The 22,276-nt window shown below is 51.1% G+C and carries 22 protein-coding genes; all 22 read left to right on the forward strand.

What is annotated here, in order from left to right; genetic code table 11:
- Positions 1-49 precede the first annotated feature (49 nt).
- The 22 genes from spoIVA (at position 50) to lysA (ending at position 22,234) form a co-directional block, all read left to right on the forward strand.
- Positions 50-1,528, forward strand: coding sequence for a stage IV sporulation protein A (gene spoIVA, locus ACRQV7_RS07915; RefSeq protein WP_275715787.1), 1,479 nt, complete (start codon positions 50-52; stop codon positions 1,526-1,528).
- A gap of 136 nt (positions 1,529-1,664) precedes the next feature.
- Positions 1,665-2,513, forward strand: a complete 849-nt coding sequence (locus tag ACRQV7_RS07920; protein WP_444657734.1) for a sulfide/dihydroorotate dehydrogenase-like FAD/NAD-binding protein — start codon at positions 1,665-1,667, stop codon at positions 2,511-2,513.
- The gene (gene gltA / locus ACRQV7_RS07925; RefSeq protein WP_444657735.1) at positions 2,506-3,909 is read left to right on the forward strand and encodes an NADPH-dependent glutamate synthase; all 1,404 of its coding nucleotides are present in this window, start codon (positions 2,506-2,508) and stop codon (positions 3,907-3,909) included. Before ACRQV7_RS07920 ends, gltA begins: the two co-directional genes overlap by 8 nt.
- A gap of 113 nt (positions 3,910-4,022) precedes the next feature.
- Complete coding sequence (locus ACRQV7_RS07930) at positions 4,023-4,664, forward strand: hypothetical protein (RefSeq protein WP_444657736.1); 642 nt, start codon at positions 4,023-4,025, stop codon at positions 4,662-4,664.
- Positions 4,664-5,263, forward strand: coding sequence for a site-2 protease family protein (locus ACRQV7_RS07935; protein ID WP_275715797.1), 600 nt, complete (start codon positions 4,664-4,666; stop codon positions 5,261-5,263). The genes ACRQV7_RS07930 and ACRQV7_RS07935 overlap by 1 nt, the downstream gene beginning before the upstream one ends.
- 59 nt (positions 5,264-5,322) lie before the next feature.
- Positions 5,323-7,179 (forward strand): TIGR03960 family B12-binding radical SAM protein, encoded by a 1,857-nt coding sequence (locus ACRQV7_RS07940; protein WP_444657737.1) that lies wholly within the window; start codon positions 5,323-5,325, stop codon positions 7,177-7,179.
- Positions 7,154-7,813 (forward strand): TIGR03936 family radical SAM-associated protein, encoded by a 660-nt coding sequence (locus tag ACRQV7_RS07945; RefSeq protein ID WP_444657738.1) that lies wholly within the window; start codon positions 7,154-7,156, stop codon positions 7,811-7,813. The genes ACRQV7_RS07940 and ACRQV7_RS07945 overlap by 26 nt, the downstream gene beginning before the upstream one ends.
- Before the next feature lie 171 nt (positions 7,814-7,984).
- The gene (gene rplS / locus ACRQV7_RS07950) at positions 7,985-8,329 is read left to right on the forward strand and encodes a 50S ribosomal protein L19 (RefSeq protein WP_275715804.1); all 345 of its coding nucleotides are present in this window, start codon (positions 7,985-7,987) and stop codon (positions 8,327-8,329) included.
- A gap of 86 nt (positions 8,330-8,415) precedes the next feature.
- Positions 8,416-8,994: a signal peptidase I gene (lepB, locus tag ACRQV7_RS07955; protein WP_275715806.1), complete on the forward strand. Its 579-nt coding sequence runs from the start codon at positions 8,416-8,418 to the stop codon at positions 8,992-8,994.
- A 34-nt stretch (positions 8,995-9,028) separates the two neighbouring features.
- Positions 9,029-9,619, forward strand: a complete 591-nt coding sequence (gene lepB / locus ACRQV7_RS07960) for a signal peptidase I (RefSeq protein WP_444657739.1) — start codon at positions 9,029-9,031, stop codon at positions 9,617-9,619.
- 36 nt (positions 9,620-9,655) lie between these two features.
- Positions 9,656-10,237 (forward strand): signal peptidase I, encoded by a 582-nt coding sequence (lepB, locus tag ACRQV7_RS07965; RefSeq protein WP_444657740.1) that lies wholly within the window; start codon positions 9,656-9,658, stop codon positions 10,235-10,237.
- A gap of 26 nt (positions 10,238-10,263) precedes the next feature.
- The gene (gene ylqF, locus ACRQV7_RS07970; protein ID WP_444657741.1) at positions 10,264-11,130 is read left to right on the forward strand and encodes a ribosome biogenesis GTPase YlqF; all 867 of its coding nucleotides are present in this window, start codon (positions 10,264-10,266) and stop codon (positions 11,128-11,130) included.
- Between the two features lie 5 nt (positions 11,131-11,135).
- Entirely contained in the window at positions 11,136-11,744 is a 609-nt protein-coding gene (locus ACRQV7_RS07975; RefSeq protein WP_275715815.1) for a ribonuclease HII, read from the forward strand.
- Positions 11,741-12,100 (forward strand): YraN family protein, encoded by a 360-nt coding sequence (locus ACRQV7_RS07980; RefSeq protein WP_444657742.1) that lies wholly within the window; start codon positions 11,741-11,743, stop codon positions 12,098-12,100. Before ACRQV7_RS07975 ends, ACRQV7_RS07980 begins: the two co-directional genes overlap by 4 nt.
- Positions 12,101-12,196: 96 nt before the next feature.
- The gene (gene thrC / locus ACRQV7_RS07985) at positions 12,197-13,720 is read left to right on the forward strand and encodes a threonine synthase (RefSeq protein ID WP_444657743.1); all 1,524 of its coding nucleotides are present in this window, start codon (positions 12,197-12,199) and stop codon (positions 13,718-13,720) included.
- 11 nt (positions 13,721-13,731) lie between these two features.
- Positions 13,732-14,421 carry a metallophosphoesterase gene (locus tag ACRQV7_RS07990; RefSeq protein WP_444657744.1) on the forward strand — a complete coding sequence of 230 codons (690 nt, stop codon included), beginning with the start codon at positions 13,732-13,734 and terminating at the stop codon, positions 14,419-14,421.
- A 95-nt stretch (positions 14,422-14,516) separates the two neighbouring features.
- Positions 14,517-15,836, forward strand: coding sequence for a trigger factor (gene tig, locus ACRQV7_RS07995; protein WP_444657745.1), 1,320 nt, complete (start codon positions 14,517-14,519; stop codon positions 15,834-15,836).
- A gap of 59 nt (positions 15,837-15,895) precedes the next feature.
- Positions 15,896-16,483 (forward strand): ATP-dependent Clp endopeptidase proteolytic subunit ClpP, encoded by a 588-nt coding sequence (gene clpP / locus ACRQV7_RS08000; protein WP_444657746.1) that lies wholly within the window; start codon positions 15,896-15,898, stop codon positions 16,481-16,483.
- 17 nt (positions 16,484-16,500) lie between these two features.
- Positions 16,501-17,811 (forward strand): ATP-dependent Clp protease ATP-binding subunit ClpX, encoded by a 1,311-nt coding sequence (gene clpX, locus ACRQV7_RS08005; RefSeq protein ID WP_275715827.1) that lies wholly within the window; start codon positions 16,501-16,503, stop codon positions 17,809-17,811.
- A 79-nt stretch (positions 17,812-17,890) separates the two neighbouring features.
- Positions 17,891-20,320, forward strand: a complete 2,430-nt coding sequence (gene lon, locus ACRQV7_RS08010) for an endopeptidase La (protein WP_444657747.1) — start codon at positions 17,891-17,893, stop codon at positions 20,318-20,320.
- Positions 20,321-20,332: 12 nt separating this feature from the next.
- Positions 20,333-20,920, forward strand: a complete 588-nt coding sequence (gene yihA, locus ACRQV7_RS08015) for a ribosome biogenesis GTP-binding protein YihA/YsxC (RefSeq protein WP_275715831.1) — start codon at positions 20,333-20,335, stop codon at positions 20,918-20,920.
- Positions 20,921-20,935: 15 nt separating this feature from the next.
- Positions 20,936-22,234, forward strand: coding sequence for a diaminopimelate decarboxylase (gene lysA, locus ACRQV7_RS08020; protein WP_444657748.1), 1,299 nt, complete (start codon positions 20,936-20,938; stop codon positions 22,232-22,234).
- The last annotated feature ends 42 nt before the right edge of the window (positions 22,235-22,276 follow it).

Below are 22,276 nucleotides of genomic sequence, written 5' to 3' on the forward strand. Positions count from 1 at the left end.
GAGACATTCGCAATAAAAATTAAATTTCTCTGCCTGAGGGGGAGGTAAAATGGAAGAACGCAATATTTACAGTGATATTTCCCAGCGCACGAACGGTGATATTTATATTGGGGTGGTAGGTCCGGTAAGAACCGGAAAATCCACTTTTATTAAGAAATTCATGGATACCATCGTCGTTCCGAACATGGATTCCAACTACAGGCGTGACCGCGCGATCGATGAAATGCCGCAGTCCGCCGCAGGACGTACCATTATGACGACGGAGCCGAAATTTATTCCGGAACAGGCCGTCAAAGTAAAAGTGGATGACAGCGCCACCTTCTCGGTGCGTATGATCGACTGCGTCGGCTACATCGTTCCAAGCGCGCTCGGATACATAGAGAACGATCAGCCGCGCATGGTGATGACCCCGTGGTACGACGAGCCGATTCCGTTCAATATGGCTGCGGAAATCGGGACCAAGAAGGTCATTACGGAGCACTCGACCATCGGGCTGGTCGTCACGACCGACGGCAGCATCAGCGATATTCCCCGGGAGGAATACGAGGAAGCGGAAGAGAGGGTCGTGAAAGAGCTGAAGGAAATCAACAAACCCTTTATTGTCCTTCTGAACTGTACCGACCCGAATTCAAGTCCTGCGGTTTCCATGGCTTCGCAGATGCAGGAGAAATACAAGGTGCCCGTGGCGCCCGTCAACTGCCTTGAAATGGAAGAGGGACAAATCAGGGATATTCTTTCCAAAGTGCTGTTTGAATTCCCGGTGAAGGCGATTAAGGTCGATATGCCGCGCTGGCTTTCCAGCCTTGAAAAAAATCATTGGCTGCGTTCCGCCGTCTACGGCACCATTCAGAATTCGGCTTCGAAAATCTCCCGGATAAGGGAAGTCGGGTCGATTATCAACGATATCAATCAATGCGAATATGTCAGCGGAGCAAAAACCGAATCCATCGATCTGGGAACCGGCAACGCGCGGGTTGCCGTTAATCTGCAGCCGAATCTTTTCTATAAAATTCTGGGTGAAAAAACCGGTATCGATATTGAGGATGAGGGCGGGCTTCTCGACAGCATCCTCGGACTTGCAAAAATCCGGGATCAATACAACAAGATCAAAGACGCCTATCAGGATGTGCAGGACACCGGCTACGGAATTGTGATGCCGGATATTGAGGAGCTTACGCTCGACGAGCCCGAGATCATCAAACAGGGCGGCAAATACGGGGTGCGTCTGAAAGCGGCGGCGCCTTCCATCCACATGATGAAGACGAAAATTACGACGGAGCTGACACCGATTGTGGGTTCCGAGCAGCAGTCGCAGGATTTGATCATGTATCTGCTGAAGGAATTTGAGGAAAGCCCCTCCAAAATCTGGGAATCCAATATCTTCGGCAAGAGCCTGCACGAGCTTGTGAACGAGGGCCTGCACAACAAGCTGTACAGAATGCCTACGGACGCACGGGATAAGGTGCGCGAGACGATAGAACGGATCATCAATGAAGGCTGCAACGGCCTGATATGCATTATCCTGTAAAATTCATAAAATAAACCGCAAATGTGATTCGGCAAAATTAGCCGAATCACATTTTTTTATTGATAAATCTGCTACAAACCTTTATAATAAAAAAAGACTATGTTTTACTACTCGTTAAAGAAAAGGGAGTGTACCGATGTTTACGATTGTGGAGAAGCGGATATTGAATGATTCGATGACATTGATGGCGGTAGAAGCGCCATATATTGCGAAAAAGGCGAAGGCCGGCCAGTTCATTATTCTGCGTGTCAATGAATTCGGGGAAAGGATTCCTCTGACGGTAGCGGACTACGACCGCGAGAAGGGAACCATCACCATTATTTATCAGAAGGTCGGAAAGACGACCCTGATGCTGGATCAGCTGAACGTCGGCGACGCGATTCTGGATTTTATCGGGCCTTTGGGAAAATCGACCGAGCTGGAGAGCTACAAAAACGTAGCGGTGATCGGCGGCGGCGCCGGCTGCGCGATCGCGTACCCGCAGGCGAAGGCCCTGCACGGCATGGGCGCGAAGGTGGACATGATCGCGGGGTTCCGGAACAAAGACATCATCATCCTGGAAGACGAGATGAAAGCGGTCAGCGATCATCTGATCCTGACCACGGACGACGGCTCCAACGGAAACAAGGGCTTTGTGACCGACGCCCTGCGTAAAAATATTGAGGACGGGGCAAATTACGACCTGGTCATTGCCATCGGGCCGCTCGTCATGATGCGCGCCGTCTGCAACCTGACCAAAGAGTACAACATCAAGACGCTCATCAGCATGAACCCCATTATGATCGACGGGACCGGCATGTGCGGCGGATGCAGGCTGACGGTCGGCGGAAAAACCAAATTCGCCTGTGTGGACGGTCCGGATTTCGACGGCCACGAAGTAGACTTCGACGAGGCCATCAAAAGATCGAGGACCTATTCTGAGTCGGAAAAAGAAGCGACGCGCGAATACAACTGCCGCTTGATGGAGGGTGCGAAAAATGCCTAATATGTCCAAAGTAAAAACGCCGATGCCGGAGCAGGACCCCAATGTGCGCAACAAGAACTTTGAAGAAGTCTCGCTTGGTTACACGGAAGAAATGGCCATGGAAGAGGCCAAACGGTGCCTGAACTGCAAAAACAAGCCGTGTGTCGGCGGATGCCCGGTCGGCGTGCGTATTCCCGAGTTTATCAGCTGCGTCGCCTCCGGCGATATGGAAAATGCGTACAAAATCATTAAGACGACAAACTCTCTTCCCGCCGTCTGTGGAAGGGTCTGCCCGCAGGAATCCCAGTGCGAGCAAAAATGTGTGCGCGGCATCAAAGGGGATCCGGTGGGGATCGGCCGTCTGGAGCGCTATGTGGCCGACTGGCACATGAAGCACGGCGGGGCCGAGACGTTTGAGGAGAAACCGAACGGACACAAGGTCGCCGTGATCGGGGCGGGGCCCGCGGGCCTGACCTGCGCCGGGGACCTGGCGGCCCTGGGGTACTCCGTTACCGTGTTTGAGGCACTGCATACCGCGGGCGGCGTACTGATGTACGGCATCCCGCAGTTCAGACTGCCGAAGGAAATCGTGCAGAAGGAAATCGACGGTCTGAGGGACAAGGGCGTCGACATTCAGACCGATATGGTCATGGGCAAGGTGCTGTCGGTAGACGAGCTGTTTGAAATGGGCTATGAAGCCGTATTCATCGGCACCGGCGCCGGACTGCCCAGCTTTATGAATATTCCCGGCGAAGAACTGGTCGGGACTTACTCGGCCAATGAATTCCTGACCAGGGTGAACCTGATGAAGGCCTATCTGGACGAATACGACACCCCGATTATCCGGCCGAAGAACGTCGCCGTTGTGGGCGGCGGCAACGTGGCGATGGACGCCGCGAGGACCGCCAAACGTCTGGGCGCGGAGAATGTGTATATTGTGTACCGCCGCGCCGAAGAGCAGATGCCCGCGCGGAAAGAGGAAATTCACCACGCGAAGGAAGAGGGTATTCTCTTCAATCTTTTACGCAATCCCGTTGCCATCCACGGCGACGAAAACGGCAGGGTCAGGTCGATCGAGTGCATCGAGATGGAGCTTGGCGAACCGGATGCTTCCGGCAGGCGCAAGCCGGTGCCCAAAGAAGGCTCCAACTTTGAAATCCCGGTGGACTGTGTGGTCATGGCGATCGGCAACTCGCCGAACCCGCTGATCCGCTCCACGACAGAGGGCCTGGAAGCAAACAGGAAGGGCTGCATCGTTGTGGATGAAGCGACCATGGCGACGACCCGGGAGGGCGTTTACGCCGCGGGGGACGCCGTCAGCGGTGCCGCAACCGTGATTTTGGCCATGGGCGGCGGCAAGGAAGCCGCCCGCTCCATCGATCAGTATATCCGGTCCAAAGCAGACAAAGCAAAATAAGGACAAAACCGACTGAACCGCCGTAAAATACGGCGGTTTTTTCATATCAGGGCATCTTCCACCTGCATCGGACATATTATTATTAGGATTATAATGATGCAGGAGGAATAACAATGGACGATCGGTATGATAAAGATTATGAAGATGACTACGAAGACGATGACGACGGTTATGTAGAAGATCATTACGAGGATGTCTACAGCAGAAATGACAACAGGAATTACAGGAATCACGAAAAAGATGATCAGCGGGACTACGAAAAGAATTATGAAAAGGACTACGGCGGACAGCAATACAGGAGGAACAAAAAAGCGAAAACCCTCAGCACCAGACTGCTGACCACAATTCAAATAACGGTATGTTCGATCATTTTAGCCACGGCGGTCTTTCTCCGGGTCTTTGGGGGCAATGCATATCTGATCATCAAAAACTGGTATCTGCAGAACATCAATAATTCTATTGTTCCAACCGAGGATATCGACCATGTAAAACATACCGTTGTGGAGATATTGCCGTCGGTTACCGATTTTTTTACAAAGCCGCGCGCTCAGGATAATTCTTCTCAGGCGGAAGGCAGCCCATCCCAGCCCGGTGTGACTTCCCAGACAAGTGAGAATCCCCAAGGCGGCGCCAATTCACAGGCAAATCCCGAATCCCAGGCCGGAACCGTTTCCCAGTCTGACGCAGGTTCCGCAACAAATTCACAGCAGCCGGAGAACCAGCAGACGGCACCCTCCCAGCAGGTCAGCGGCTGATGTCTTTTTCCATCAAAAACTGCCGTGTGACCGTCGATTTTTTATTTGTAGCCGTACTGGCAGTTTTTTTTCTGTTCGACAGGAGCGGAATGGCCGTTCTGGGCCTTTCCTGTGCGGCGCTGCATGAACTGGGTCATTTAGCGGTTATGGCCGCGTTCGGAGCGGCGCCGTCGCAGATTCGGTTTACCCCCTTCGGCATCGATATGATCAAATCTGCGGGTATCGACCGGTCCTACTGGCGCGACGCCGCCATTTCCGTCGCGGGACCGGGAACCAACCTTGCTGCCGCGCTGATCTGTTTCCTCGCCGATGAGCGTTATTTTCACTCTTTTATCCTTGCCAACCTGGTGCTGGCAGGGTTTAATCTGCTGCCCGTGGAGCCGCTTGACGGAGGGCAGGCGCTGTATTCCGTCCTTTGTACCCGCCTGAACGCCACTTTGTCCGCAAGGATTGTATCCGTCGCTTCATTCGCGGTTTTAACGCCGCTGGCAGCGATTGGTTTCCTTTTTCTGTTCCGTGCCAACGGCAATTTTTATCTTCTTGCCGTATCCGTTTATTTAATCTTTCTCCTCCTTTACAAGAACGGAAGGTATTATTGATTTGCATTCTCCGCACGCGGGCAGTATAATATAAAACATATATTGTGCGGAGGATACGAATGGTCAATAAAAAGATAGAAAAACTGCTTGCAAACGTGCAAAAACCGGGCAGATACGTCGGCGGCGAGCTCAACTGCGTGAGGAAGCACGCGGATGAAGTGGATGTGCGGTTTGCATTTTGTTTTCCCGATATATACGAAGTGGGCATGTCGCACCTCGGGCTGAAAATTCTGTACAGCCAGCTGAATACCGTACCCTATGTCTGGTGTGAGCGCGTATTCGCCCCTTGGGTGGATATGGAAGAGGAAATGCGTAAAAACGGCCTGCCGCTCTATGCGCTGGAAAGCGGGGACAGCATCCGCGACTTCGATATCATCGGTTTTACCCTTCAATACGAGCTCAGCTATACCAATATCTTAAATATGCTCGATCTGGCGGGAATCCCGCTGAAAGCCGAAGACCGGCATTCCCTTTCCCAGCTTGTGGTGGCCGGCGGACCCTGCGCCTGCAACCCGGAGCCTTTGGCGGACTTTTTTGATCTGTTCTTTATCGGCGAGGGGGAAGAAGTAGATCTGGAGGTAGTCGCCCTTTACCGGGAATACAAAAAGCAGGACCGTTCCAAAGAGGAATTTTTAAAGGCGGCTTCTCAGATTCAGGGAGTCTATGTGCCTTCTCTGTATCATATTGATTATCATGAAGATCATACGGTAAAGGCGATTGTTCCGAAAGAGGACGCGCCCTTCCCCGTGAAAAAACGCATTATGATGGACGTGGACAAGTCCTATTTTCCGGATAAATTTGTGGTGCCCTACATTGAAATCGTGCACGACAGGACAGTGGCGGAGGTCCTGCGCGGCTGTATCCGCGGCTGCCGCTTCTGCCAGGCGGGCTTCCTGTACCGCCCGTTCCGTGAAAAATCAGTGGACGTCATTGACCGGCAGTGCCACGATCTGTGCGACAACACGGGCTATGATGAGATTTCGCTTTCCTCGCTCAGCACGAGCGACCACTCCAGGCTGAACGAGCTGATCGACCGGCTCCATACATGGACGGAAAAAGAGAACACCGGCATTTCACTGCCGTCCCTTCGGGTCGATAATTTTTCCCCGGAGCTGATGTCCAAAATCAAATCCGTCCGCCGCAGCGGTCTTACCTTTGCGCCGGAGGCGGGAACGCAGCGTCTGAGGGACGTTATCAATAAAAACGTCACGGAAGAAGAGCTGATGAAAACCGTCAATACCGCGTTCAAGGGCGGCTGGACGACCATCAAGCTCTATTTTATGATCGGGCTACCGACGGAAACGTTGGATGATGTTGCCGGGATCGCGGAGCTGGGGCAGAAGGTGGTCGACGCCTTTTACGCAAATCCTGACAAACCGAAGGGGAAAGGCGTAAAAGTCACCGTCAGCGCGTCCTCCTTTGTTCCGAAACCGTTCACGCCTTTTCAGTGGGAACCGCAGGATACCATGGAGACGCTCCGCAAAAAGCAGCGCCACCTGGTCGCTTCGGTCAAAACCAGAAAGGTGGAACCCAATTGGCACGAAGCGGACACCAGCTTTCTGGAGGCTGTTTTTGCGCGCGGGGACAGGCGCTTATGCGGCGTCCTGCTGGAAGCGCATCGAAGCGGATGCAAAATGGACGGCTGGCAGAACTTTTTCTCGTTTCCGAAATGGATGGAAATTTTCGAGAGGTGCGGAATCGACCCGGCCTTTTACGCGAACCGCAGGAGAAGCTTCGACGAAGTGCTGCCATGGGACCACATTGATTACGGGATCAAAAAATCCTTCCTGATTGACGAATGCAAAAAGGCTTACGCAAACGTCACCACCCCCAACTGCCGGGAACAGTGCTCTTCCTGCGGCGCGTCCTGCTTCAAAGGAGGAATCTGCTATGAAAAACGTCAGGGTCTGGTTTAAAAAGATCGGAACGGCGCGGTATATTTCGCATCTTGATTTAAACCGCTGCATGCTGCGTGCGATTCACAAGGCGAAACTTCCCCTGTGGTATACCCAGGGCTATAATCCCCACGCGTTCATTACGTTTGCGCTTCCGCTGTCGCTCGGTATCGGGGGAGAACGGGAAAGCATGGATATCCGGCTGGACGACGACGGTATTACGCGCGAAGGGCTGATCGAGAAGCTGAACGCGGCTCTGCCGGACGACATCCCCGTGTTTGACGTTACCGAGCCGGTGATGAAGCCGGGGCAGATCGCCTACGCCTCTTACCTGATGAAGCTGGAGACGCAGGGACACCCTCCCGAAGAAACAGCCGCCGCCATCCGGGAACTGTTCAGCCGGGAAACGGTGGTCGTTCCCAAGCATACAAAAAACGGGATGATCGATCTGGATCTGAGACCGTACCTTGACAGGACGGAAGTCATTGCCCGGGACGACGGAGTGGAAATCAGCGCGATGCTCCCCGCGGGAAGCACCATGAACGTAAACCCTTCGCTTTTATGCGACGCGATGAAAAAATACCTGTTGCTGGATTTATTCAGCGATATCCGAAGGATCAACCTTTACGACGCGGATTTTAAAATATTTGAGTAAAATAAAAATAAATATTGCACCTTTTTCAGGATTATGGTATGATGTATAGGCATTTGGAATCCGCTGATTGATTTTGGTGGGGTTTAATGCCCGGTTGTACCGTGACATTGAAGCGGACAGTCCTCTGCCACTGCGGCATGAATGTCTGAATTTTAAGGAGGAAATATATCCATGGATGCGTTAAAACTGATTGCGCAAGATTCCGTAAAAACAGAAGTTCCCGTATTTGAAGTTGGCGACACCGTAAGGGTGAGCGTAAATATCAGAGAAGGCGAAAGAGAAAGAATTCAGGTTTTCGAGGGTACCGTTACCGCTCGTAAGGGCAGCGGCATTTCCGAAACTTTCACCGTCAGGCGCCTTTCCTACGGCGTAGGCGTAGAAAGAGTTTTCCCGATTCACTCTCCAAATGTAAAGAGTGTTGAAATTGTCCGCAAGGGCCGTGTGCGCAGAGCGAAGCTCTACTATCTGCGTGACAGAGTCGGTAAGGCGGCAAAGGTAAAGGAACAGCTCAGATAAGGAATCAGATAGCGATTGAAAGGGACATGTAGGTGTCCCTTTTTTGCTACTGCAATATTTTCAGGTCCCAAAAGAGGTGTCCGTTCTTGAAAAGTTGCCCTTCTGCGGAATCCCTGGCTGACAGCAAAACGCCGGAACGTGTTGTTTTGAGCTGTTATGAGTGGATGGAAGCCCTGATCCCCGCGCTGCTTGTAATTATGGCGGTATTTGTTTTTCTGTTCCGGATCATAACGGTCAACGGGCCCTCCATGCAGCCCAATTTTACGGACGGCTATAAAGTGCTTGTATCATGTTTTGACCGGACATTTTCTCTGGGAGACGTCGTTGTGGTCGACGCAAAGGCCACCGCGCTTCACGAGGTGATTATCAAAAGGGTCATTGCAACCCAGGGCCAGACGGTGGATATCGATTTTCAGACGGGAACCGTCTCTGTCAACGGCGTTGCGCTGGACGAATCGACTTATATTAAAAACGGTATTACCCAAAATCAGTACGACCTCCGTTTTCCGCAGACTGTCCCAAAAGGGCATGTGTTCCTGCTTGGCGACAACCGCAGGCTCTCGGACGACAGCCGTTCAAGCGACGTCGGTATGGTCGATCAGCGCTATATTATCGGCAAAGTCGAAACCGTTCTCATACCTTACGAAAAATTCGGAACCATATAAACACAGCAATTTGAAAAAAGGAGTTGTATTCCTCTTGAACGCAAATGAAATTCAGGCGGATATGGAACCAGCGTCCCCGGAAAAAGAAAAAAACAGTGTCGTCCGCGCCTGCTTCGAGTGGATGGAGGCTCTGATTCCCGCACTGATCATTATCATGATTTTTTTCACATTCCTGTTCAGGGTAAATATCGTTGTAAACGGGCCTTCCATGGAACCCAATTTAGTGGACGGATATAAGCTGTTTACAGCCTGTGCTGAGCCGGGCCTCGTCCGCGGGGACATTGTCGTGATCGACGCCAAAGGAACGTCTTTGGAGAAGCGCATTGTAAAAAGAGTGATCGCTACGGAAGGGCAGACGGTCGATATCGATTTTCATACCGGAATCGTTTCCGTTGACGGCGCTGCGCTTGACGAGTCCGCCTATATCGAGAATGGGATTACCAAGGACGAGTATGACGTTACTTTCCCGCAGAAGGTCCCCGCCGGCCATGTTTTCGTTTTGGGCGATAACCGCACGGTTTCGGAGGACAGCCGTTTCAGTGAGGTCGGCATGATCGACCAGCGCTATATTATCGGCAAGGTCAAATTTATCATTATGCCGTTTGAGAAATTCGGTCAATTATAAGGCGTTGCCTTTTTCTATAAAGGAGTTGTTCCTTCATTGGATCACGAAAACAGTGTTTCCTGGCAAGAAGCGCTAACTGAGAAAAAAAGAAATTTTATCATCAACAGTTACGAATGGGTGGAAGCCCTGATCTCTTCTTTAATTGCCGTGATCGTGGTATTCATGTTTCTGTTCAGGGTGGTCAATGTGAGCGGCCCCTCCATGCTGCCGACTCTGCGATCCAATGACCGCGTGATCTTGTCCAGCTTTTTTTACAAACCGCACCGGGGGGACGTGATTGTAATCACCCACACTACCAAGTTGAAGGAACCGATTATCAAAAGGGTCGTCGCGCTGGAAAATCAGGTTGTGGATATTGATTTTGAAACCGGCGTCGTTTCTGTGGACGGGGTTGCGCTGGATGAGTCCGCCTATATTGAAAACGGTATTACCACACAGCCTTCGGACTTCCATTATCCGCTTCAGGTTCCTCCGGGGCATGTCTTTGTTCTCGGGGACAACCGTTCCGTGTCCAACGACAGCCGGTTTATTGACGTGGGTATGGTGGACGAGAGATATATTCTTGGAAAAGCGGAAATGATTGTCTTTCCGTTTAACAGACTTGGCACAATCAAATAACAATAAAGATACAGGGACGAACGAAAATGAGCGAAGCACAAACGATACAATGGTTCCCCGGTCATATGACCAAAACCAAAAGGCAGATTGAAAAAAGTTTAAAGCTTGTCGATGTTGCCGCTGAGATTATCGACGCCCGGATTCCGGTCAGCAGCCGGAACCCGGTTTTAAACGGACTGATCCAAACGAAACCCCGCGTTATTTTAATGAATAAATGCGATATGGCCGATCCGGTGCAGACAGGCAGATGGATCGATTATTATCAAACACAGGGCATCCCCGCCATCGCGATCGACTGCCGCACCGGAAGAGGGCTGAACGGCTTTATTCCCCTCGTGAAAGAGGTTCTGAGCGACAAGATTGCCTCCTGGGAAGCAAAAGGGATGGTCGGACGGCAGATTCGCGTCATGATCGTCGGGATTCCCAATGTGGGCAAATCCTCGCTGATTAACCGTCTTGCCAAAAACGGCAAGGCAAATGTTGAGGACAGGCCGGGCGTAACGCGGTCCAACCAATGGTTTACCATTGGAAAGGGATTTGAGCTTTTGGATACGCCGGGGGTACTGTGGCCTAAATTTGAAGATAAAGCCGTAGGGGAAAGGCTGGCGTTTACCGGAGCGGTCAAAGACGAAGTGGTTGACACGGAGCATCTGGCTTCCCGTCTGCTGGAGGTTCTCCGCGACAGCTATCCCAGGGAGCTGAAAGCAAGATATAAGCTGGAGGGCGCCGACATAGCCGATCTGAAAGGCTATGAAATGCTGGAGCTGATTGGCAGGAAACGCGGGATGCTGATTTCCGGCGGGGAAATCGATCTGGAACGCGCGTCGATTATGATACTGGATGAATTCCGAAGTGCGAAATTAGGCAGAATTACTCTGGAACAGGTTGGTTGATAAGTATGGATTGGTTTGCCTATGAAAATATGGCGCTGAAAAAAAGATACCGGATGATCTGCGGCATCGATGAAGCCGGACGCGGCCCGCTGGCCGGCCCGGTGTTCGCTGCCGCTGTTATTTTGCCCCCCGGTCAGATGATCGAGGGGCTGAACGACTCCAAAAAGCTCAGTGAAAAAAAACGCGAAGCATTGTTTGATGTAATCAGGAAGACTGCAATCGTCTACGCCGTCGGATTCGCAACGGAGCAGGAAATCGATAAGATCAACATATTGCAGGCGACCTTTTTGGCGATGAAGCGCGCGTGCGACGGGCTTTCCGTCAGGCCGGACCTGGCGCTGGTGGACGGAAACCGGATGCCGCGGCTCGGGGTGGATACGCAGACCATTATTAAAGGAGATGCGCTTTCCGCAAGCATCGCGGCCGCCTCCATCCTTGCGAAGGTCAGCCGTGACCGGCTGATGACCGAGATCGACCGGATTTATCCCGAGTACCAGTTCGCGAAACATAAGGGCTACGGCACCGCTTTACACAGGGAATTGCTGAAACAGTACGGGCCCAGCCCGGTTCACAGAAAAACGTTTTTAAAAAAAATACTGGGGGAGACCCCATGAACAATTCATCCGGAAAAATCGGGGAGGAACGCGCGGCCCGGCTGTTGGAACAGAAGGGGTACCGGATTGTTGCGCGCAACTACCATTCCCGTTTTGGGGAAATCGACCTGATTGCCGAAAACAAAGACTATATTGTCTTTGCAGAGGTCAAAACACGGGACGAGCATTACTGCGTCAGTCCTTTGGAGGCGGTCACGGCGGGAAAGCAGAAGAAAATTATCAAGACCGCCCTTAACTATCTGCAGTCGCATGAAACAGAGCTGCAACCTCGGTTTGACGTCATCGGCATTGTTACCAGGCCGGACCCTTTCTCCATCCTTTCTTTGGAACACATCGAAAACGCATTTTCTATTTGATTCGATATTATTTAGGAATGCCTATCATTTTTTTGTTTCTCTTTCCTGGAAAGTATGATATGATTAAAAAACAGACAACGCGAAGGGGGAAAAAACTTGAACTATCACTCCACAAGAAACAGCAGCGTCAGTGTATCCTCTGCTCAGGCAATTTCGCAGGGCATCAGCAGCGAAGGTGGGCTTTTTGTTCCTGAAAAGCTGCCCTGCTTTTCATATTCGGATTTGCTGGAACTGCAGCACTGCGGCTATACAGAGCGCGCAGTCCGCATTTTATCGGCTTTTCTTTCCGATTTTACCGCAGAAGAAATTGCGGAATGCGTCGGGAACGCTTACACCGGCGGAAAATTTGAGCAGGACAGGCCGGCTCCGCTCTCTTATCTTCAGAACGGGAAAATGAAGGTGTACCTGCTTGAGCTGTGGCACGGTCCGACATGTGCGTTCAAAGATATGGCGCTGCAGCTTTTGCCGCACCTTCTTACCAAATCGCTGAAAAAGATTCAGTCCTCCAAGACCGCTCTGATTCTGGTCGCTACTTCCGGCGACACGGGAAAAGCGGCGCTGGAAGGCTTTAAAGATGTGGACGGAACCCGCATTCAGGTGTTTTATCCGGAAAACGGAGTCAGCCCCATGCAGAAGCGACAGATGAACACACAGGAAGGGAACAATGTGGCGGTCTGTGCGATCGAAGGCAATTTCGACGATGCCCAGACCGGCGTGAAAAAGATTTTTACCGATCCCGAAATCAACCGTCTGCTTGAACAGAACGATATTATGTTTTCCAGCGCGAACTCCATCAACTGGGGCAGGCTGCTGCCGCAGATCGTCTATTATTTCTCCGCGTACTGCGACCTGATGGCAAACGGGAAAATTTCCCATGAAGGCGAAAAGGTCAATATCGTTGTCCCGACGGGCAATTTCGGAAATATTCTGGCCGCTTATTACGCCAAAAAGATGGGCCTGCCGGTGAAAAAGCTGATCTGTGCGTCCAACGCCAACAATGTGCTGACCGATTTCCTGAACACGGGCGTTTATAACCGCAACAGAGATTTTCATACCACCATTTCCCCGTCCATGGATATTCTGGTGTCCAGCAATCTGGAGCGCCTGCTGTATGACCTGACCGGAAACTCCAGCGCAAGAGTGGCTGGGTGGATGGACGAACTGGCGTCAGGCGGCAGGTATCAGGTCGATGGCGATCTCCTGAGCCGGCTTCACGAGCTGTTCTGGGCGGGGTTCTGCGGCGACGACGCGACAAAGGAAACCATCCGGGAAATCTACCGGGCGGAAAATTACCTTTGCGACACCCACACGGCGGTGGCGGTCAACGTCTATCAGCAGTATGTCGAAGCGGAAAACGATACGGGAACGCCGGCGATCGTCGTATCTACGGCCAGCCCGTATAAATTCGCCGACAGTGTGTTGAGCGCCGTTTCGGCTGATTACCGCGCGGATGCCTCTGAGTTTGAAAAGGTTCAGGCGCTTTCCGCTGTCACAGGCACCCCGATTCCGACGCCGATTGCACAGTTGGAATCAAGAAAAGTCAGATTTACTGAAATTTGCCCGAAAGATAAAATGGGCGAAGCTGTGCTGAAAACAGCCGGAATAAAGTATACTGTCTAAGAGAGGATCACATGTCACTATTTGCTATTGCAGACCTGCATCTGTCCCTTGGCTGTGATAAGCCGATGGATGTATTTGAAGGTTGGCGGGACTATACCGTCCGTCTTGAAAAAAACTGGCGCGCCGTGGTCGGCGAAGACGACACCGTCGTCGTCGCCGGGGATATTTCATGGGCGATGAAGCTTGAGGAAACGGTGAAGGATTTCGGGTTTATCCACTCCCTGCCCGGACGCAAGCTGTTTTTGAAGGGTAACCATGATTACTGGTGGACCACAAAAAAGAAGATCGACGATTTCCTGAAGCTGCACGGGCTGGATTCCATCGGCATCATTCACAACAATGCGGTGGCCGTCGGCGATATTGCAGTCTGCGGTACGCGCGGATGGCTGTACAATTCCGAAACCGCGGAGGATATCAAGATTGTCAACCGCGAGGCCGGCCGCCTCAATACCTCGATTAACGAGGCGGAAAGGATGGGGGTAAAGCCGGTTGTGTTTCTGCACTACCCGCCCGTCTACGACGGGGCGGAGTGCAAAGAGATCCTCGGCGTGTTAAAGTCGCACGGCATCACGGAATGCTACTTCGGGCACATTCACGGGAATCAGGCGGCCCGGCGGGCGATCACCGGGGTTTACGACGGCATCAAAATGCATTTGATTTCCTGTGACTATCTGAAATTCATGCCTGTTCTGGTGAAGTGAACAATTTTTGAATATTTTATCTAATATATAGAATATTTATTTTCCATGTGCTATAATAATTTAGATAATTTGCATTTTGCAGGAGGAAGTTAATAATGAGCTTACAATCGTCCAATAAGGTTGATACGAACCGTTACCAGCTTGAGGTTGCAGTAGACGCTGCTATATTTGAAAAAGCGCTTGATCAGGCATATCATAAAGAAAACAAAAAGATTGCGATTCCCGGCTTCCGGAAGGGAAAGGCTCCCCGTGCTTTTGTTGAGAAGTATTACGGCGAGCAGGTGTTTTATGAGGATGCGATCAATGCGGTTTACCCTGATGCGCTGGATGCGGCGATCAACGAGGCGAAACTCGAAATGATCGAGGATAAAATTGATTTTGATCTGGTTTCCGCCGGCAAGGAGGGCGTTGTTTTTAAGGCGACCATCACAACAAAGCCGGAAGTGGAAATTGATGAATATAAAGGCTTGGCCGCAACCAAAAAACCGGTTAAGGTAACCAATGAGGACATTGACGCGGAGATCAAAAAGGTTCAGGAGCGCAATTCGAGAATGGTGACCGTAGAAGACAGAGCGGCTCAGAACGGCGACATCACCGTCATTGATTTTGACGGTTCCGTGGACGGCGTTGCTTTTGACGGCGGCAAAGCGGAAAACTACAGCCTGACTCTCGGCGCGGGCCAGTTTATCCCGGGCTTTGAAGAGCAGGTTGTGGGCCATAAAACAGGCGACGAATTTGATGTAAACGTAAAGTTCCCGGAGGATTACCACTCGAAGGATCTGGCCGGTAAGGACGCCGTTTTCAAAATCAAGCTGCATGAAATCAAAATGAAGGAGCTGCCGGAAGTTGACGACGACTTTGTCAAGGATGTCAGCGATTTCGATACGCTCGATAAATACAGGGAAGACATGAAAGCAAAGCTGACCGAAGCCGAGGAAAAAAAGGCGAAAGACGATGTGGAAAACCAGCTGATCGATAAGCTGGTGGAAAATCTCAAAGCCGAAATTCCGCAGGCAATGTATGAAAACAAAATCAACGAGGATATCCGCGAATTCGGGTACCGTCTTCAGTCCCAGGGCCTGAACCTCGATACCTACCTGCAGTACACGGGTATGGACAAGGATTCTATCCGCAAGCAGTTCCAGCCGCAGGCGGAACGAGCGGTAAAGGTCCGTCTGGCGCTCGAAAAGATCGCCCAGCTGGAAGACATTCATCCGACCGAGGAAGAAATCGAGGCAGAGTTTGAAAAGCTTGCCAAGGGTTATGAAATCGACGCTGAAAAGGTGAAGACCTTTATTCCCAAAGAGGAACTGGCAAAAGACATCTCTGTTGAAAAAGCAATCAACCTCGTTCGTGACAGCGCGGTCGTAACGGAAAAAGAAGATCCTTCCGAAACTGCAAAAGCTGCTGAATAAGAAAAGTCCTTCCTGCCAATTATTAATTTATTGTTTAGTTTTATTGGAGGTACGCAATAATGAGTTTAGTCCCATATGTTATTGAGCAGACAAACAGGGGAGAACGTTCCTATGATATCTTTTCACGCCTGCTGAATGACAGAATCGTAATGCTTACGGAAGAGGTAAACGATACCACTTCCAGTCTGGTGGTTGCTCAGCTTTTATATCTGGAGGGCCAGGATCCGTCGAAGGATATCAGTCTTTATATCAACAGCCCAGGAGGGTCCGTAACCGCGGGATTGGCAATTTACGATACGATGCAGTATATTAAATGCGACGTTTCCACTATTTGCATGGGCATGGCTGCCAGCATGGGCGCGTTCCTGCTTGCGGCGGGTACCAAAGGCAAACGGTGCGCCCTTCCCAACAGCGATATTATGATTCATCAGCCGAGCGGCGGCGCACAGGGTCAGGCGACTGATGTGATGATCCACGCCGACCACATTATTGCTACCAAAAAGAAGCTGAACGAAATCCTTGCTGAGAGAACGGGGCAGCCGATTGAAGTGATTGCGAAAGATACCGAGCGCGATAACTTTATGACGGCGGAGGCTGCCGTGAAATATGGCCTGATCGACAAGGTCATCTACAATTCGATGAGTTGAGGTTGGTGATTAATTAGATGCCAAATAATGACGATATCAAGGACAGGGGAATCTGCTGTTCGTTCTGCGGAAAGCCGCAGAACGAAGCTCGCCGTCTGATTGCAGGCCCCGGTGTTTATATCTGCGATGAATGCATAGAGCTGTGCATGTCGATCCTTGACGACGAAAAAAACCTGTCCAACCGAAAATCCAGCTACAGTGAAGCTTCGGCCGAACTTCCCAAACCGCACGAGATCAAAAAGCAGCTGGATGAATACGTCATTGGACAGGAAAAAGCAAAGGTTGCGCTTTCTGTTGCGGTCTATAACCACTATAAAAGAATCTATTACGGTAAAGACGACGTAGAACTGACAAAGAGCAACGTGCTGCTGCTCGGTCCGACCGGTGTGGGAAAAACCCTGCTGGCACAGACGCTGGCAAAGATACTGGATGTTCCGTTTGCGATTGCAGACGCCACCACACTGACGGAAGCCGGCTATGTCGGTGAGGATGTTGAAAATATCCTGCTGCGCCTGATCCAAGCCGCGGATTTCGATATTGAAAAAGCCGAACGCGGCATTATCTATATCGATGAAATCGACAAGATCGCCAGAAAGTCCGAAAATCCCTCCATTACACGTGACGTCAGCGGAGAGGGAGTACAGCAGGCTCTTCTGAAGATTCTGGAAGGAACTGTTTCCAACGTTCCCCCGCAGGGCGGCAGAAAACATCCCCAGCAGGAATTTTTGCAGATTGATACCTCCAATATCCTGTTTATCTGCGGCGGAGCTTTCGACGGCCTGAATAAAATTGTCCAGAAGCGCACGGCGTCCTCCGCTATGGGCTTCGGCGCACAGGTCAAAAGCAAGGTGGAGCTTGACTCCACAGCCTGGATGCAGGATGTCGTGCCGCATGATCTGGTGAAATACGGATTGATTCCTGAGCTGGTCGGCCGTTTGCCTGTCATTGCCGCGCTCGACGGACTGGATGAGGATGCTCTTGTAAGGATTTTGACTGAGCCGAAAAACTGCTTAATCAATCAGTACAAGAAGCTGTTTCAGCTGGATAAGGTTGAGTTGGAATTCAAACCCGAAGCACTGACAGCAATTGCCAAAAGGACCATTGACCGCCGCACGGGCGCAAGAGGGCTGAGATCCATCATGGAGGATTTGTTGACCAATCTCATGTATAAGGTCCCGTCTGACTACACCGTTGAAAAGGTCACCATTACCGCGGATACGGTGAATCAGGGCACGGAACCGGAGATCGTGTATAATCAGGACCGTAAACCGGTCAGGATTAAAATAACAACTCCCAGGAAGCGCGGCCGTAAGGATACAGCGTCATAACGATAGAAATCTTGGCTGTTGCACGTGGCAGACTTTTTGTTGTCCACTTGCAACAGCCTTTTCTGCCAAGGAGCAAACTATGAGTACAAATCAAGAACTGAAGAAAATTGAAAATAGTTCCATCCCTGTGCTTGCGCTCAGGGGACTGGTTATTTTTCCGGGCATGCTTCTGCAATTTGATGTGGGAAGAAAAAAGTCCATACTGGCTCTTTCCCAGGCGATGGAAGAAAACCAGCAGATTTTCCTGGTTGCCCAAAAGGATTTAAATACAAACGAACCGGGCGGCGAGGATCTTTATAAAATGGGGATCGTGGCGAAAATCAAACAGGTGATTCGCCATACCGACGAAGGTGTGCGGCTTTTCGCGGAAGGAATGTACCGCGCTGAAATTTCCTCCGTTGTCAGCGAAAACCCTTTTATTCTCGCCGACATCATTCCATGCGAAACCAAACCATACCGGACCAGCCATAAGACCGAGGCATTGATCCGTTACACGCAGACGCTTTTTGAAGAATATATTCAGAATTACAGCCGTATCCCTCCGGATATTATCATTGGCGTGGTGCAAAAGAAAAACTGCGGAGAGCTTGCGGATTATATCACCTCCAACATCATGCTCGACTATGAGCAGAAACAGGCGATTCTGGAAGAGCTCCATCCGGTAAAAAGGCTGGAAAAGCTGAATGAGATTTTAAAGAATGAAATTCAGGTGCTCTCCATTGAGAGCCAGATCAGCGAAAAGGCAAAGGAACAGATTGACGAAAATCAGCGCGAATATTTCCTGCGCGAGCAAATGAAAGCCATCTCCAACGAGCTTGGAGACGACGACAGCCCCTTGAGCGAGGCCGACGATCTGAGGGAGCGCATTATGAAGATGAAGCTTCCCAAGCTCCAGAATGAGAAGCTGCTGAAGGAATGCGACCGGCTTTCCAAAATGCCCTACGGTTCCCACGAAGCAAGCGTGATCGTCAGCTATGTGGAAACCTGTCTGGAACTGCCGTGGAACGCCGCGAGCCGTGAGCATATCGACCTTGCAAAAGCACAGAAGGTGCTTGACCGCGACCATTTCGGTCTGACAAAGGTAAAGGAACGGATTATTGAGATTCTGGCTGTCAAAAAGCTTGCCCCCGATATCAAAGGGCAGATTATCTGTCTGGTGGGTCCTCCGGGCGTCGGCAAAACATCCATTGCCCGTTCGATCGCCAAAGCCATCGGGCGAAATTATGTGCGCGTATCGCTCGGCGGCGTGAGGGATGAGTCCGATATCATGGGACACAGGAAGACGTACGTGGGTTCCATGCCGGGGCGGATTATCTCCGCCATGAAACAGGCCGGCACAAACAATCCGCTGATCCTGCTGGATGAAATCGATAAATTGGGAAACGATTTCCGCGGCGATCCCGCTTCCGCTTTACTGGAAGTGCTGGATTCGGAGCAGAATTCCTCCTTCTTCGATCACTATATCGATATGCCGTTTGACCTGAGCAAGGTGATGTTCATTACCACCGCCAACGATTACAGCGCCATTCCGGAGCCCCTTTTGGACAGAATGGACGTGATTACCCTTGGAAGCTATACCCATGAGGAAAAATACAACATTGCCCTGAAGCATCTGATTCCGAAGCAGTTCAAGAAACACGGGATCAATTCTAAAATGCTGAAAGTGACTCCGGCCGCCGTTCACGAGCTGATTGACGGCTATACCAGAGAGGCCGGCGTGCGTAATCTGGAACGTCAGATCGCTTCCATCTGCAGAAAATGCGCGAAAAAGATCGTGGGAGACAACCAGACGAAAATCGTTGTCAAGCCGGAGAATCTGGAGGACCTTTTAGGTCCGAAGAGGTTCAAAAAAGACGAACTTGTGAAGTCCGATATGGTCGGCCTGGTCAACGGTCTTGCGTGGACCAGCGTCGGCGGCGAGCTTCTGCCAATTGAAGTGGCGGTCATGGACGGCACGGGAAAAATCGAGCTGACCGGTTCGCTGGGCGACGTGATGAAGGAGTCTGCCCGAACCGCGATCAGCTGTATCCGGACCAGAGCCGATTCGTTCGGCATCTGCCATGATTTCTACAGCAAATACGATATTCACATCCACGCGCCGGAGGGGGCCATTCCCAAGGACGGACCGTCCGCCGGAACCGCAATGGCGACCGCGATTACCTCTGCGCTGACCAACATCCCAATCCGGCACGACGTCGCAATGACAGGGGAAATCACTTTACTGGGCAGGGTGCTTCCTATCGGCGGGTTAAAGGAAAAGACGATGGCCGCTTACCGCTCGGGAATCAAGACGGTCATTATTCCAGCCGACAACGTTTCCGATTTAGCTGAAATTGACGCTGCGGTAAAAAACGCGGTGGATTTTCTGCCGGTTGAGAAAATCGACCAGGTGCTTGAAGCGGCTTTAACCAAGATGCCGGAAAATAAAAAGGAAGAGAACACGGATTCGCTTGTTCCGATGAATGCTTCCAGCCAGCCGGCGATTCTGACGCCCGGCATTCCGCAGTAACGGGGTGAAGCATTGAATTTTGATAAAGCTTTATTTGAATTCGCGGCGGGGAGACCGGATCAGCTGCCAGAATCCACCGTCCCGGAAATCGTATTTTCCGGACGGTCCAATGTGGGAAAATCTTCTCTGATCAATAAACTGGTCAACCGTAAATCCCTTGCCAGGGTCAGCGCGAAACCCGGGAAAACAGGAACCATCAACTTTTACGATTTGCAGGCTTGCAGATTGGTGGATCTGCCGGGTTATGGCTACGCAAGAGTCTCTCAGTCGGAAAAACTGCGCTGGTCTGAACTGGTCGAAGGCTATTTCAGCGCACAGCGCAATGTCGGGCTTGTCATCCAGATTATCGACATGAGGCACAGTCCTTCCGCCGACGATCTGGAGATGATCGAATATCTGATCAATTCGGGCACGCGTTTTCTGATTGCCGCTACAAAAAGCGACAAGCTGAACAAGATGGAACGAATGAATCAGCTTCGGCTGTTCCAGGAGATGTTCAGTCGGGCCGAAGGGCTGAAGCTGATTCCTTTTTCATCGGTCAACGGGGAAGGAGTAGAGGAAATTCGGAATATGATTTCAGAGATTTGCGATCATTCTTAAAAATGGAGTAATAAAATGCTGAATGAAGAGAGTTTAAACACGAATACGCTTGGACATCTGACTATCGGCGGATGCGATACGGTAGAGCTTGCTCAGGAATACGGGACACCTCTGTATATGATGGATGAGGACAGTATCAGAAGGAACTGCAGAATGTACCGTTCCTCGTTTGACAGGTACTACAACGGGCACGGAATGCCGCTTTACGCGAGCAAGGCCTTCAGCTGTAAGGAAATTTGCCGGATTGTCAACGAAGAGAAGCTGGGGTTGGACGTTGTTTCGGGCGGAGAGCTTTACACCGCCCTCAGCGCCGGATTTCCCGCGGAAAGGATTCATTTTCACGGAAATAATAAGACCACCGATGAAATTGCCTTTGCTTTACGGTCCGGTGTGGGACATATCGTCGTAGATAATTTGACGGAGCTTCATACCCTGAATGAAATGGCGTTGGCAATGGGGAAGACCGCTGACATTACCATTCGGGTCAAGCCCGGAATCGACGCCCACACCCATGAATTCATACGCACAGGGCAAATCGACTCGAAATTCGGCTTCGCGCTGGAAACAGGGGAGGCGATGGAAGCCGTGAAAGCGGCGATTCGGTGCAAAAATATCAATCTTACCGGTCTGCATTGTCATATCGGTTCCCAGATTTTCGACATTCAGCCGTTTGTGCTTGCCGCAGAAGTGATGCTTTCCTTTATTGACCGGATCAAACGGGAAACCGGAATCATTGTAAGGGAACTGAACCTCGGCGGCGGTTTCGGGATTCAATACACCGATTCCGACACCCCTGTTGCGTACGATCAATATATGAAAACCGTATCGGAAGAGGTTCGTTCCTGCTGTAAAGCCCTTGGCTTTGATATCCCGTTTCTCTATCTTGAGCCGGGCCGTTCCATCGTCGGCGAAGCCGGGATCACTCTCTATACGATCGGAGCGGTCAAAAAAATCCCCGATGTGCGCACCTATGTTTCGGTCGACGGGGGAATGACCGACAATCCCCGCTATGCCCTTTATCGGGCGGGCTATACCGCTCTGGTAGCGAACAAAGCGTCCCTTGCGGCGGCGGAAGAAGTCACGATTGCCGGAAAATGCTGTGAGAGCGGCGACCTGATTCAGGAAAATACAATGATCCAGCCCGCGCAGCCGGGCGACACGCTTGCCGTGCTTTCCACTGGCGCGTATAATTACTCTATGGCATCAAACTACAACCGTATTCCAAGGCCTGCCGTCGTAATGGTACATAACGGAATGGCCCGAGTGATCGTAAAACGCGAAACGTATGAAGATTTGATCCGGAATGATATTTAAAGGGTTCCTGTCCTAATGTCCGCCCCGATTCGCTTTACTTTT

Origin of the sequence: Caproiciproducens lactatisolvens (assembly GCF_052443335.1) — a bacterium.
Classification (GTDB): Bacteria; Bacillota; Clostridia; order Oscillospirales; family Acutalibacteraceae; genus Caproiciproducens.